This is a genomic window from Enterococcus sp. AMC1251 (assembly GCF_058216535.1).
Genome location: NZ_CM177098.1, coordinates 1,295,353 through 1,308,514 on the forward strand (window position 1 = coordinate 1,295,353; position 13,162 = coordinate 1,308,514).

Genomic DNA, 13,162 nt, shown 5'->3' on the forward strand with positions numbered 1-13,162 from the left:
ACAATGGAGGAAACAAGAAATGACGAAACAAGAAATGACGAAACAACCAGAATTTACGACCCCTATATTTGGAACAGAAGCATCAAATGAAGAAGTAGTGATGAAACAACTAAGAAAAGAATCCGTAGAGCCAGAAGTAGCTTACCGTTTAATCAAAGATCAATTAATTGATGAAGGAAATGCGCGTCAAAACCTAGCGACCTTCTGTCAAACGTACATGGACCCAGAAGTAACAAAATTGATGTCAGAAACAATGGAAAAAAATGCCATTGATAAATCAGAATACCCGCAAACAGCCGAATTAGAAACAGGCTGCGTGAACATTTTAGCTGACTTATGGAATGCGCCAGACAGCGAACGAATCATGGGAACATCGACTGTTGGTTCTAGTGAAGCGTGTATGTTAGGCGGCATGGCGATGAAATTCAGATGGCGCAATAACGCCGTAAAACGCGGCTTAGACCTAAACGCACAAAAACCAAACCTAATCATTGCCTCAGGCTATCAAGTATGTTGGGAAAAATTCTGTGTGTATTGGGACATAGAAATGCGTGAAGTGCCAATGGATAATGGCAAGTTAAGCATGAATATCGATAAAGTAATGGATTATGTGGACGAGTATACAATCGGGATTGTAGGAATTTTAGGAATTACCTATACAGGGAAATTTGATGATATCAAAGCCTTAGATGAACTAGCAGAAACCTACAATCAAACACATGAACACGAATTAGTGATTCACGTGGATGGCGCAAGTGGCGCAATGTTTGTACCATTTGTCAATCCCGAGTTGGCGTGGGACTTCCGTTTGAAAAACGTCGTATCCATCAATACATCTGGTCATAAATATGGCTTAGTGTACCCAGGAGTAGGTTGGATTATCTGGAGAGATAAAGATTATTTACCAGAAGAATTAGTCTTTGATGTAAGCTACTTAGGAGGCCACATGCCAACAATGGCGATTAACTTCTCTAGAAGTGCAAGCCAAATCATCGGTCAATATTACAACTTCTACCGTTATGGTTTTAATGGATACAAAGAAATTCAAGAACGCACAAAATCAGGTGCGGTGTGTATTGCTAAAGCAGTAGAAGAAACAGGTCTGTTTGATATTTACAATGATGGTGCGAACCTACCTATCGTCTGTTATGCATTAAAAGAAGAGGCAGATGTGGAATGGACGCTTTACGATCTCGCTGACCGCTTACTTATGAGAGGATGGCAAGTTCCGGCATACCCATTACCAGATGATCTAGACAATCAAGTGATCCAACGCTTTGTATGTCGCGCAGACTTAGGTCAAAACATGGCCACAGCATTGATTAGAGACTTCCAACAATGTATCGAAGAGTTGAATAATGCCCGTATTTTGTGCCATGAAAAACCAGCTGCGCATGTTCATGGATTTACTCATTAATAGAAATATTCTTGAAAAGAGTATTAAAGCCAATTTCAAACGAAATTGATTATTATGAAAAATATAATGAAGAAGAATCCAATCAAATCATAAAGGGATACTTAGCACAAATTCTAGCATTAAACGAGCCATAAAAGTTAAAAAGAGTGAGTTAAAAACATAGATTCATTTAGTAAAATGAATCGTTTTTAACGCACTCTTTTTTTATGAGCAGGGAATAGGTTGTGTTTAATAAATTTTTGAACGTAGTTATTGTAAAAATCAAAAGAAAATTTAAATGAAAATAAAGATAGAAATTAGTAGACAACGAACTAAGTCAATTAGGTAATAAAATAGGAAGAAACAAATAACTCCAAGTATCGCATTGAAGCCACTTGTTTCTAGTTGTAGTGATTTAAGAAGAAACTTGACTTTTTGATAGTGCAACTAATCTGAGTTTACGTTCAATTTCGATAAAATCTCTTAATTTAATTGGAAAATCAAAAAGATGCACTTTATAGGTAAAACGTTGTTCTTCCATAATTGTGTTAGGAATATTAGTAAGGATAATATCTGATTGATGAAGTACTTGGTCTTTTAAAAATTTAATATTGAAGTCATATTTAAATCGGTCGCTGATTTTTGTCATAATATTTTGCTTCACGAAAAAAGGCAAATCGCTATCTAAAAAAATTCTAATAGGTGGTTCATAATAATTAAGTGGCGAAATAGACGAGAACAATAATAAATATTTTTGTACAAGAAATTCTTTCTGTAAAAATAAATCATACCCACTTTCTTTATGTAACTGTTGAATAAAGTAAATTAAATTTTCTTTTAAAGTAGGATAATCATAATCCGCTTCTTGTGAAATTTGATGTCCATCAATATCAACATGGAGTTGATGGAAGACCTTACAGAAAAGATGAGCGCAAAAACTTGTTAGGAAAAAACGATCCTTTAACTCTTCAGGAATTGGTAGGAGTCGTTCGTGAAATCGCTCGACAAATAGTTTTGTAGCATGGTAAATATCTGAGTGACATTTCTCATGATAAGCAAATATTCGTTGTTTTAAGTCATCAGATTCAAAAACTTTGATTTTCATTTGTAAAAGTAATACGTAAAAATAAATCTCAGATTCTACATGAATATGATACTCGTCTGCTACATCCGCTAGCAAAGGTAGTGACTGTAATAACCCTTGAAGATTGACGTAATTTTTCCATTCTGGTTCTAATTCAATCATGTGGTTTTTTCTAAAACGTATTAAATTTACCGCAAGCATATAAGCCATTTGTTTTCTTTGAACATTAGAGAAATTTATCTTGTACACTTCCGAAAAACGATCCACAGTTTGATAAGCTTTTTGTTGATCAATAGAATCAAATGGCCAGCTTACGCCTTTATATGTTACCCAACCAATAATATAAGTAATAATTCGGATTTTCTTTTCGTCACCTTCTAATTTGAAAGTACTGCGAGAGAGGGATAAATCATATAAATTTAGAAAATGTTTGATTTTCTTTAAACTTTTTCGAACACCATTTTCACTAACAAAATAAGTCATCGCATATTTTTTTACAGAATAAAACTCTTCAAACATGATTTTTTTTAAAACTTGCATTGTTTCATCATTACTTAAAATATATGTCTTGAATTCCATATAATTGCTTCCAGATTCAGTTTCAAGCTGGATCCCATTATATTTTTCATAATTTAGTTGAATATAACTCTTATTCACTTCATTGTATTTGGAAACAGCATCTTCTAATTGGTGAATATATCTTTGAATTGTTCGTTCTACTACACTTAAACGTAAACTCAATTCACTCACGCTATACCAACGATGGCTTTCAGAGATGATTTCCAATAAATTCAACATCACCTTATTTTGTTCTTCTAATAAGTTAAAAATATCATCTTCCACAATGTAATCCTCCTGACCTGTCTAGTAGTAAGAAACTTGTTAGTACTAATGTACCATTTATTTAAGAAAAATGGTAATTAGGGCTCTTTTTTTTGATGTTTTATTCATAAAAAAATGGCTATCAGTAAGTGGGGAAATTAGAAAGTGTATCTATAAGATGCTTTACTTTTTAAAATTGACATGTTACTCTTTTATTGTTATCTCTATAGATGATAACGACTAAAAATTAAATAGAACCCATCACAAAGGGGAGCCATGGCTGAGAATGAGTAACAACTCTAAACCCTTGAACCTGTTCGTTAGTACGAGCGTAGGAATTGTGATGGAGTAAATAAATACGTTTACTCCTCCTTTGTGAATTGGTCGTTCTAAAGGGAGGATTTTTTATGCAAAGAACATCAGAATTACGTATTTGGATCGAAGGTACGATTGTCGCTGCCATTGCAATGGTTTTATCCTTAATTCCAACAAATATCGGGAGTAGTTTTTCTATCTCACTGGGGATGATTCCAATCACTCTTTATGCGCTTCGAAGAGGGACGAAGGCAGGATTCTTTTCAGCATTTATCTGGGGCTTACTGCATTTTCCACTAGCTCAAGTTTATTATTTAATGCCTGCACAAGTGATTATTGAGTATATTTTAGCTTTTGGATTTGCTGGATTTGCTGGTGTTTATAGTGGTCAATTGCAACAAGCTATTAGAAATAAAGACTATATGAAGAGTAGTCGGATTATTGTATATGCCTCGTTTTTGGGCACACTTATGCGTTATTTCTGGCATTTTGTTGCGGGCGTTGTGTTTTGGGGAAGCTTTGCGCTTTGGGGCATGAATCCGTGGCTGTTTTCATTTGTGATGAATGGGGCAAGTGGCTTAGCTACAGCAATTGTAACGGCAATTGTATTATTATTACTACTTAAAATTAATCCTAATTTGTTTCTTCCTACAACTTTGTCACGAATGAGCCAATAGGATAAAAGTGTTAAGTAATAGAATTTAAACTAGAGATAGTTGAGTGATTTGAGCTAGAACATACAATGTTTTAGCTTTTTTATTTTTTATCCTTACTTTGTTACTCTAAGCTAGTCGTAAGTTTTATCACGTCCTTAATCTTTTTGTTTTCTGAAGTAATTTAACAGGATAGAAACAAAAAAAGATATCGGGGAAATCCCCAATACCTGTTCATCAATAGTATAAACTAACCTTAGTATTGAACTTCTCATCAAATAAAGTGTTACAAAATAGACTGGTAATACACACCATCTTTTTGTACAATGAAAGAAGCTAGTAGTAATGCTAGCGACTATTGGCGGCTTGTTTGGGCAGTGATCGCTATCGTTACAAGGCTTCAAGTATCTGGTTCCCGCCATCTACTTGAGGTGCCAATTATTATTTATATGTGATGTAGCTTCGTGAACTTTTCCTAGTTTATGAAGCTGTTTTATTTCTATCCTATACCAATAAGTATGAAGAACTTCACATCAATAATCAATACGAACAAAGAAAAAAGCGAACGAAAATTCGTATAACTATCAGTAATAAGAATCAAGTCTCTTGTTATGTTGTACTTATTGTTGTACAATTGATGAAAGGGGATGATAAATATGGAAGCAACTACATATAGCAACTTTAGAAAACACTTAAAAGACTACATGGAACAAGTCAATGATAACTCTGATTCTTTAATCGTTACTTCAAAAGACGAAAAAAATGTGGTCGTTATGGCTAAGTCAGATTACGATAATCTTATGGAAAATCTGTACTTAATGTCTAGTGAAGCAAACAGACAACACCTTGATGAATCCATGAAACAGCTTGATGAAGGTCATTATACAACTCTTTCTTTAGAGGATATTTGAATATGGAAATAAGATGGTCTGATAAAGCAATAGAGGATTTAAATTATTGGAAGAAAAATGACGCAACTAAAGTTAAAAGAATAAAGGCATTAGTAGAAAATATTATGGAGACACCCAACAAAGGTCTAGGAAAACCTGAGCCATTAAAATTTCACTGGAGTGGTTACTGGTCTAGACGTATAAATAATGAACATAGATTGATTTATAGATACACAGAAAAATACATTGAAGTTGACTCTTGCCGATTTTATTATACAAAATAAGCAAACACACATGATTCTCAAAAAATCATGTGTGTTTGCAGTACTATAAACCATTTTGTGAAGCTAGAATGTAAAAGAGAAAGAAGTGGATATTTTTACTCAATCCTAACAACTAAATCTCAAGTTTCTTGATTCTCTACATCTTCATCCAATTAGGTTCCAAAGTATTCCCATCTGGATCTTGCACTTCAAGCCCAAACATCATGTCCTCAGGAATTCCCATATCCACTTTATAAAAATCACCGCCATTTGCTTTCGCTGTTTCGCCAAATTTCTTCACAGCATCAGCACTTTCCATACTAAAGGCAACCAAAACACCGCTCGTCGTTTTTGCATCTGCAATTTTTTTATCTTTAATAAATTTACTATAAAAATCATGATTTAACAGCATAATCCAAAAAGTATCATCCCAAACCATTGAACTTGTTTCTTCAGTAGAAAAATCTTCGTTTTTCTTAAAGCCTAACGCTTCATAAAACGCTGTAGAACGTTTCACATCTGTGACTGGAAAATTTACAAATACCATTGTTGCCATAAAAATCCAACCTTCTCTCTTTTTTTTGTTTATTACGCTTAGAGCATCTCATGGGCTTTCTTTTTTGTCAAAAATATAAGGCGCAATCAGGTGAAAAAATTGACTGTTGCAATAGAACCTAATTATAATATAAACACACTGATAACGATCAGCGAACTGATGAAGGAGGAAGTACCATCAATAATAGGACGATGATAACGAGTGCAGTTGCTATTTTGTTGTTGATTTTTGGCATTAGTTTTAGCATTATGTGGCTTGTAAACAAAAATAATGATACGGCACAAACAAAACGAACAGCAGAAACAAAACAATCAAGTTCAGAAGCAGTAAAGGAAAGTTCGACCTCACAAAGCAGTCAGGAAACCTCATTAAAGGAGCAAGAACAAAAAATCAAGGATTTGATGACTTCAATGAGCTTAGAAGAAAAAGTCGGGCAGCTCTTTTTAGCTAGAGTACCTATCGAAGCACAACAAGAAAGCATTCATGAGTATCATTTAGGAGGATATCTTTTATTTGGACGTGATATTGAAAGTGAGACACCAAACTCGTTAAAAGAAAAAATTGCCTCTTATCAAGAGGTAAGTAAGATCCCACTTTTTATGGCATCTGATGAAGAAGGCGGAACTGTTTCACGTTTAAGTGGTGGAAAGGGTTTCGTATCAGAACCGTTTAAATCACCAATGGAAATTTACCAAGAAGCTGGATTGACGGGTATACGTTCTGATATTCAAAAAAAATCAGAAGTGCTTCGTTCATACGGCATTCAGAGCGGCTTATTTCCAGATGCCGATGTTGCGACTGATCCAGAAGCGTTTATCTATGATCGAACATTAGGAGTAGACGCTGAAAAAACCAGTGAATATGTCAAAGTAAGCGTAGAGGAATTAAAGAAACAAAAGATTGCATCGACTTTGAAACATTTTCCAGGTTATGGAGATAATCGTGATTCACATGTAGAAATCGTATATGATACAAGAAGTCTTGAGACATTGCGTAACCATGATTTTTTACCATTTAAAGCTGGAATTGCGGCTGGCGCAGATAGTATCATGGTTTCTCATACTATTGTGACCAGTATCGATGAGACGATGCCAGCCTCTATTTCTCAACCTGTTCATGATATATTGCGAAACGAGTTAGGGTTTCAAGGCGTGATCATGACGGATGATATGGATATGGCAGGTTTAGCTGATTTTATCTCTCAAGAAGAGGCAGGCCTTGCAGCATTACAAGCGGGGAATGACTTGATTTTGTCCTCCTCATTTCAAGATCAGATTCCTTATGTTTTGCAAGGAATTGAGCAAGGAACGTATTCAGAAGCAGACTTAAATCAATCTGTTTATCGAGTGTTAAAAATGAAAAATGATTTAGGAGTATTAAAATGATTTAGGAGTATTAAAATGATAAGGCAACAAAAAGACTGTTCAGTGTTATTCGAGGCTGAACAGTCTTTTTAAAATAGAAAGAGTCAAATCAATTTTGGATTCATTTTTTGATAGTTAGCCAATTTATAAGCCAAATTTCTCTCATAATCTTGATTGAAAAAGCTCAAATATAAACTATCAAATATATACATCAATGACATCCGTGTTGAGAAGGATGAGATTTTGTTATAATGATTTTCCAGTGAAGAGAAAAGAAAAACACCATCAACTTTTTCATTGCGCAAAGGACTATTTTGTGACGTAATCAACAAGATTTTACTCTTATTTTTCTTTAAAACTTCTAGAATTTTTTTGACACTAGAACTGCGGCCGCCATAAGAAACCACAATCGCTAAATGCTGTGGCGTACTATTTGCAGCAGATAGATTTTGCATATAATCATCGATCGGTACATTGACTTGTTTACCGATTTCCTGCATTTGAAACTGAAAGTTTTGAGCAAAATAAATATTGGCAGATGTGGCGTAAACATCGATAGATTCAGCATTTTTAAGCAATTCACCATTGAAAGCCATTGTATCGAAATTATTTGTATCGATGGTTGATTGAACGGTTTGATCATAGACCGTTTTTAACTTTTTAGTCATGGCGTAATGACTATCCTCCGCTGAAATAGGGTAATCGATGTCGATAATTTGTTCAACTGTGTGCTCGTTTAAATAATTGACCAAAGCAAATTTAAGGTCATTTAAACCATCAAGATCTAATTTATTAATTAATCGATAAATCGTTGAAATCGATACATAAGAATGGTCCGCAAGTTCTTTTGGTGAAAAACGAATAACTTTTTCTGGAAAATTAAGAATATAAGTAACGAGTGCTTTTTCACTTGTTGTAAGCTTATCTAAGTTTTTTAATTTGATCATTAAATTCATCATAAAAACACCTTTCAGTCAGTTTCGTATAAATGAATTATAACTGATTATCACGTAATATGTGAGGAATAAAAAAATAGAGTAGGATTGTTACCTCCTCACTCTATTTTTATTATAGTAACTCAGATAGCGCTTTGGCAATTCCATCTTCATTATTGGACGAAGTGATTTTATCTGCCGCATTTTTTAACTCATCAACAGCATTGCCCATTGCAACGCCCATTCCAGCATACCGGATCAAAGATACATCATTGTGACCATCACCAAATGAAATAATGTGTTCTTGATTTATACCTAAAGGTTTTAGCGTTTGCTCCAAAGCATTGGCTTTATCGATTCCTTGATCTGTAAATTCAAAATACATCGGTGCAGAGAACACACCGCTAACAGATTGTTCAAAAGGAGCATAAATTTTTTGCCAGTTCGCTTGTAAATATTCAGGTTGAGCTGCAACAAGAATTTTATGGAGCGGAAAATCAACGAAAGCAGCTAAATCTTCTTTTTCGCATAATTGGAAATTTCCACCACGTGATTCGTATTCGATAATATTGAATAGTTCGTCGGAAAACTCCAGATCCAGCATACCATCAAACACATTATTGACGTACATGTAATCCTCTTTTGCAATCATTGGTTTTACATCAAATTGTTTCAGATGCTCTAAAATAGGTTTGCTTTGCTCAATTGAAAGTGGTTGACTGAATAGTTCTTTTTGGGTGTGGACATCAAGAACGTGTGCGCCGTTATAAGAAACAATCATTCCATTGTGCTGATCCATTTGAAGTTCCTCAACATATTTCAACATCCCAGAAGTAGGTCTGCCAGAAGCTAAAATGACTTTGATGCCTTCTTTTTGAGCCGCAATCAACGCTTCTTTTGTTTGAGTAGTCAGTTTCTTTTCATCATTTAAAAGTGTTCCGTCAATATCTAAAACAATTGCTTTTACGTCCATTTTCTTTCCTCCATCGATCTAAAACTTTAAATAGTCAATTCTAAACGATTTCCCTCTGGATCTGCAATCACAGATTCATAATAGCCGTCACCTGTTGTACGAGTTGGGCTTAATAGTTCATAACCTTCCATAACTAAGATATTCGTGAGGTTGTCCACATTTTCTCTACTTCCCAAAGAGATCGCTAAATGAGCAAACCCTAGCATTTCATTTCCAGAGTTATGGTTAATAATATCATTTCGCTGCATGATCTCAAGTCTAGCACCGTCAGAAAAGGTTAAAAAGTAAGAGTGGAAACTGGTTTTTGTATTGTGGTAAAGCTCAGAAGCTTGTGCATTGAAATACGTTTCATAAAAGTTACGCATATTTTCTAAATCTTTGACCCATAAACCAATATGTTCAATATTCATTGTATAATCTCCTTTACTAAATAGAATTAATTAGTTGATCCTCTATAGTATAAATGAAAAGGACGCTGGAAAATGGGGAATCAGAGAGATTGAAAGTTTTTTTTCAAAAATAACAATAAGCAACGTATAAATCTGAAAAGTTTTGTTCAACAACCATTAACGTTCCAAAAATGCTTTTTTACTGTGCCTAATTTTCTAGTCTTCTTAAATATAGCGAGAAATAGTGGTTGACAAAACTAAAATGAGCATGCTATATTAAGCGCAATAAAAAAACGAAGTGAGGGATCCATGCGTTGAAAAATTAAGTCAATTTGTTGAAGCTGCATTCAGACTGTAACTTGAGTAATATCAAGGGGGCAGTGTGCAGATTTTCAGGATTGGCATTGATTTTTCAGCGTACGGGTCTTTTTATGTATTCGTAAACCTGTTGCCGGTTCTGAAAAGAACAGAAGGAAAGAAACAGATTCCTTCCGCTTTTCTTAATGAGGTGAGACGATGTCAAAAATTGAAATTAAAAATATAACATTCGGGTATGATACCCAAGGAACTTTACTATTCGATCAGGCAAATCTAAATTTTGATACTCAATGGAAATTAGGGCTTATCGGCAGAAATGGTCGTGGCAAGACGACACTCCTTAAAATTTTACAGAATCAGCTAGCTTATAGCGGTCAAATCATTCATCAATTAGACTTTCTCTACTTCCCGCAACCAATTAAAAATAAGCAGCAACTGACCTATTACGTGTTAGAAGAAATCAGTGATTTTGAACAATGGGAAATTGAGCGAGAGTTAAATCTTCTGAATGTTGATCCAGAAATTCTATGGCGGGATTTTGAGACACTTTCAGGTGGTGAACAGACCAAAGTTTTATTAGCGCTGTTGTTTATTGATGAGCATCATTTTCCATTGATCGATGAGCCAACCAATCATTTGGATATTGTGGGCCGTAAGCAAGTAGCGGAGTATTTGAAGAAGAAACGTCAAGGATTTATTGTGGTTAGTCATGGCCGTTCGTTTGTGGACGAAGTGGTCGATCATGTATTATCTATTGAAAAAAGCCAGTTAGAACTTTATCAAGGAAATTTTTCTGTTTACGAAGAACAAAAGAAAATCAGGGATGAGTTTGAATTTGCTCAAAATGAAAAATTAAGAAAAGAAGTCAGTCGTTTGAAAAGGACAGCTGCAGAAAAAGCAGAATGGTCCCGTTCCAAGGAGCAAGATAAATATGGTAAAGCTTCTGAAAAAGGGAGCGGTGCAATTTATGATACTGGTTTTATTGGTGCAAGAGCGGCCCGTACAATGAAACGCGCAAAGACGATTGAACATCGAATGGACGCACAGTTGTCAGAAAAAGCAAGTCTTTTAAAAAATATCGAGTATATTGATCCTTTGACCATGAATTATCAGCCGGAACATCATAGACGATTACTAACAGTCGAAAATCTAGTGTTGAGCTATCAGGAGCAAGACTTATTCAACCCACAATCTTTTGAGCTGAATCAAGGACAACGGCTAGCTTTGGCTGGGCAAAATGGTTCTGGGAAATCATCGATCATCCGCTTTTTACTTGGTCATTTTGACGGTAAAAGTAAAGGCGAAATCATTCGCCCAGACAAATTAAAAATTAGTTATGTTCGTCAAAATTATGAAGATAATCAAGGGACGTTAGAGGCGTTTTCAGAAGAACAAAGACTGGATCATCAAGTGTTTCTCAATAACCTGCACAAATTAGGGATGGAGAGAGAAGTTTTTCAAAACCGTATTGAACAAATGAGTATGGGGCAGCGCAAAAAGGTTGAGCTGGCAAAATCATTAGCACAGCCAGCAGAATTGTATATTTGGGATGAGCCTTTAAATTATCTGGATGTTTTTAACCAAGAACAATTAGAAACGCTGATTTTATCGGTAAAACCAACGATGCTGATTGTAGAACATGATGAAGCGTTCTTGAGAAAAGTTGCTACTCAAATGATTACTTTAACTAAAAACAACTAAAATTAATCGAGGCCGAGACAAAAGCGTTTAGCTCCGAGAAATAAGAGGGCATTCACGAAAATTGCTTGTCAAATTTTTGTGACCAAGTAGGTACTATTCTACATCAGCTCGTACCTCGCTGTGTTTCACAGCAATTTCAGCTTATTTCCGAAGCCTTCAAAACTTAGTGCTTTAGCACTTAGAATTGGATGGGATCGGAGCGAAGCGTAGTAGTTGCTTTTTTCTCGCCGTTTATTCGGATTTAGAGCGCGAAACAAAACTGATCTTTCGTTTTGTCCCACGCTCATTCCTACGATTAGTTAAGTAGAAAATAAAGAAAGAATGAAAGGTCTTTTAATCGTTTGTAAACAAAGAGAGTATTTTAGAATAAAGTCCACAATAAATACCCCTGATGATTATGTCTTTTTTTCAATCAGGGTGTTATAATCAACTCATAAGGCATTGCCTTATTGGCCCTTAGAGGCCGTGTACGCATAGTCGTACTTTGTCTCGTTCTCAACCATAGAATAGAGACACTTTAGTAGTTTGTTCATACAGGCTACGGTCGCAACCTTATCCTTCTTGGGTAGAGGTTGCGTTTTTAATTTGTAATAGTAATCGACAATGTGATTCGAAGCGGCGAATATCGCCAATTTCACCAATCATTAAAGTGGCAGACACTTCCCCAATGCCTGGAACACTTTGGTAAAGATCAAACTCCGATAATGGTTTGGTTTGTTCAATAAGCTGCTTAGACAAGGTTTCCTTTGTTTGAATAAGCTCTTTTAACTGGCGGGCATAATCCTGAACCTTCTGTACCTGAATGCTCGTTTTTGTGGTCGTTGGACAGGAATCAGAAGCCAATAAAAGGAGCTGTTGCGCCTTTTCTAACGCTTTTTTATCAGAGAGTCGTTTGTTTGTGCTTTTTTTTAAGATATTTATCATCTGTGTTTGACTCAATCCAGCTAAGCATTCTGGATGAGGAAACAGTTCAATAAGGTTTAGCGATAGTTTTGATAAGCGGCTCGAAAAAAGGCTTTCTAGTTCTGGAAAACTAAGCTGAAGAGCCGTGTGTAAGTACATTCTTAGTCGCTTGATTTCGGCTTCTACCTCTTGATAAAAACGAGCTAAATCATGGGCTTCTTCATAAATAACTGGTTGGTGTTGTTTGATCTTCCGTTCATATTGAACGTGAGTTTGTGCCAGACGATGAGCGTCTTGCTTATCTGTTTTAAGAACACGCAACCCACTATCAAGCTGTTTTTTTGCTTCTAAGGGATTCAATAGACAATAGGGTAAATGATTGTTTTGGCAAAAAGTTTCAATTACTCTTGAGTAAACGCCTGTGGATTCAAAGACGATACTGGGTGTTTCGGGTAACTGTTGGATTTCTTGAAGCAAGTAGTCAAAACCAGATCTGGTATGAGCAATCTCTCCCTCGGATAGGCAAAGCTCATCCTCATAGAGCACTTTATAACTTTTCCCCATAGAAACATCTAACGCAAGTACATAAGCCATATTTTC

General features: G+C 35.3%; 11 protein-coding genes, 1 pseudogene and 1 riboswitch. Of the genes and pseudogenes, 6 read left to right on the forward strand and 6 right to left on the reverse strand.

What is annotated here, in order from left to right; genetic code table 11:
- The first annotated feature begins 19 nt into the window (after positions 1-19).
- Positions 20-1,417, forward strand: coding sequence for a glutamate decarboxylase (gene gad, locus AC4BBR_RS06005; protein WP_490461639.1), 1,398 nt, complete (start codon positions 20-22; stop codon positions 1,415-1,417).
- Between the two features lie 394 nt (positions 1,418-1,811).
- Here gad and AC4BBR_RS06010 read toward each other — a convergent pair whose 3' ends face one another.
- Entirely contained in the window at positions 1,812-3,323 is a 1,512-nt protein-coding gene (locus AC4BBR_RS06010; RefSeq protein ID WP_490461640.1) for an AcpB/EbpR/MafR family transcriptional regulator, read from the reverse strand.
- Positions 3,324-3,559: 236 nt separating this feature from the next.
- Positions 3,560-3,657: riboswitch (TPP riboswitch) on the forward strand.
- Between the two features lie 52 nt (positions 3,658-3,709).
- Between AC4BBR_RS06010 and thiT the strand changes: the two genes are divergently transcribed.
- From thiT to AC4BBR_RS06025, 3 genes are all read left to right on the forward strand, one after another.
- Positions 3,710-4,294, forward strand: a complete 585-nt coding sequence (thiT, locus tag AC4BBR_RS06015) for an energy-coupled thiamine transporter ThiT (RefSeq protein ID WP_490461641.1) — start codon at positions 3,710-3,712, stop codon at positions 4,292-4,294.
- Between the two features lie 632 nt (positions 4,295-4,926).
- The gene (locus AC4BBR_RS06020; RefSeq protein WP_490461642.1) at positions 4,927-5,181 is read left to right on the forward strand and encodes a type II toxin-antitoxin system Phd/YefM family antitoxin; all 255 of its coding nucleotides are present in this window, start codon (positions 4,927-4,929) and stop codon (positions 5,179-5,181) included.
- 2 nt (positions 5,182-5,183) lie between these two features.
- Positions 5,184-5,444: a Txe/YoeB family addiction module toxin gene (locus AC4BBR_RS06025; RefSeq protein ID WP_490461643.1), complete on the forward strand. Its 261-nt coding sequence runs from the start codon at positions 5,184-5,186 to the stop codon at positions 5,442-5,444.
- A 136-nt stretch (positions 5,445-5,580) separates the two neighbouring features.
- Here AC4BBR_RS06025 and AC4BBR_RS06030 read toward each other — a convergent pair whose 3' ends face one another.
- Positions 5,581-5,979, reverse strand: a complete 399-nt coding sequence (locus AC4BBR_RS06030; RefSeq protein WP_490461644.1) for a VOC family protein — start codon at positions 5,977-5,979, stop codon at positions 5,581-5,583.
- A gap of 191 nt (positions 5,980-6,170) precedes the next feature.
- Here AC4BBR_RS06030 and AC4BBR_RS06035 point away from each other — a divergent pair, with 191 nt between their 5' ends.
- Positions 6,171-7,364: a glycoside hydrolase family 3 protein gene (locus AC4BBR_RS06035; RefSeq protein WP_490461645.1), complete on the forward strand. Its 1,194-nt coding sequence runs from the start codon at positions 6,171-6,173 to the stop codon at positions 7,362-7,364.
- Positions 7,365-7,447: 83 nt separating this feature from the next.
- On the opposite strand, the gene AC4BBR_RS06040 is transcribed toward AC4BBR_RS06035, so the two are convergent.
- The 3 genes from AC4BBR_RS06040 to AC4BBR_RS06050 form a co-directional block, all read right to left on the reverse strand.
- Positions 7,448-8,299 (reverse strand): MurR/RpiR family transcriptional regulator, encoded by an 852-nt coding sequence (locus AC4BBR_RS06040; RefSeq protein WP_490461646.1) that lies wholly within the window; start codon positions 8,297-8,299, stop codon positions 7,448-7,450.
- 112 nt (positions 8,300-8,411) lie between these two features.
- Entirely contained in the window at positions 8,412-9,251 is an 840-nt protein-coding gene (locus AC4BBR_RS06045) for a Cof-type HAD-IIB family hydrolase (RefSeq protein ID WP_490461647.1), read from the reverse strand.
- A 26-nt stretch (positions 9,252-9,277) separates the two neighbouring features.
- On the reverse strand, positions 9,278-9,661 hold the full coding sequence (locus AC4BBR_RS06050) for a VOC family protein (protein WP_490461648.1): 384 nt from the start codon (positions 9,659-9,661) through the stop codon (positions 9,278-9,280).
- 495 nt (positions 9,662-10,156) lie between these two features.
- Here AC4BBR_RS06050 and AC4BBR_RS06055 point away from each other — a divergent pair, with 495 nt between their 5' ends.
- Positions 10,157-11,659, forward strand: coding sequence for an Lsa family ABC-F type ribosomal protection protein (locus AC4BBR_RS06055; RefSeq protein ID WP_490461649.1), 1,503 nt, complete (start codon positions 10,157-10,159; stop codon positions 11,657-11,659).
- A 446-nt stretch (positions 11,660-12,105) separates the two neighbouring features.
- On the opposite strand, the pseudogene AC4BBR_RS06060 reads toward AC4BBR_RS06055, so the two are convergent.
- A pseudogene (locus AC4BBR_RS06060) lies at positions 12,106-13,156 on the reverse strand (IS110 family transposase).
- Positions 13,157-13,162: the final 6 nt, after the last annotated feature.

What these genes read in the sequence shown, in the direction of transcription:
- AC4BBR_RS06050 (WP_490461648.1), bottom strand. Translation starts at nt 9,661, where the DNA reads ATGAATATTGAACATATTGGTTTATGGGTCAAAGATTTAGAAAATATG.
- AC4BBR_RS06020 (WP_490461642.1), top strand. Translation starts at nt 4,927, where the DNA reads ATGGAAGCAACTACATATAGCAACTTTAGAAAACACTTAAAAGACTAC.
- thiT (WP_490461641.1), top strand. Translation starts at nt 3,710, where the DNA reads ATGCAAAGAACATCAGAATTACGTATTTGGATCGAAGGTACGATTGTC.
- AC4BBR_RS06030 (WP_490461644.1), bottom strand. Translation starts at nt 5,979, where the DNA reads ATGGCAACAATGGTATTTGTAAATTTTCCAGTCACAGATGTGAAACGT.
- AC4BBR_RS06055 (WP_490461649.1), top strand. Translation starts at nt 10,157, where the DNA reads ATGTCAAAAATTGAAATTAAAAATATAACATTCGGGTATGATACCCAA.
- AC4BBR_RS06045 (WP_490461647.1), bottom strand. Translation starts at nt 9,251, where the DNA reads ATGGACGTAAAAGCAATTGTTTTAGATATTGACGGAACACTTTTAAAT.
- gad (WP_490461639.1), top strand. Translation starts at nt 20, where the DNA reads ATGACGAAACAAGAAATGACGAAACAACCAGAATTTACGACCCCTATA.
- AC4BBR_RS06035 (WP_490461645.1), top strand. Translation starts at nt 6,171, where the DNA reads ATGATAACGAGTGCAGTTGCTATTTTGTTGTTGATTTTTGGCATTAGT.
- AC4BBR_RS06040 (WP_490461646.1), bottom strand. Translation starts at nt 8,299, where the DNA reads ATGAATTTAATGATCAAATTAAAAAACTTAGATAAGCTTACAACAAGT.
- AC4BBR_RS06025 (WP_490461643.1), top strand. Translation starts at nt 5,184, where the DNA reads ATGGAAATAAGATGGTCTGATAAAGCAATAGAGGATTTAAATTATTGG.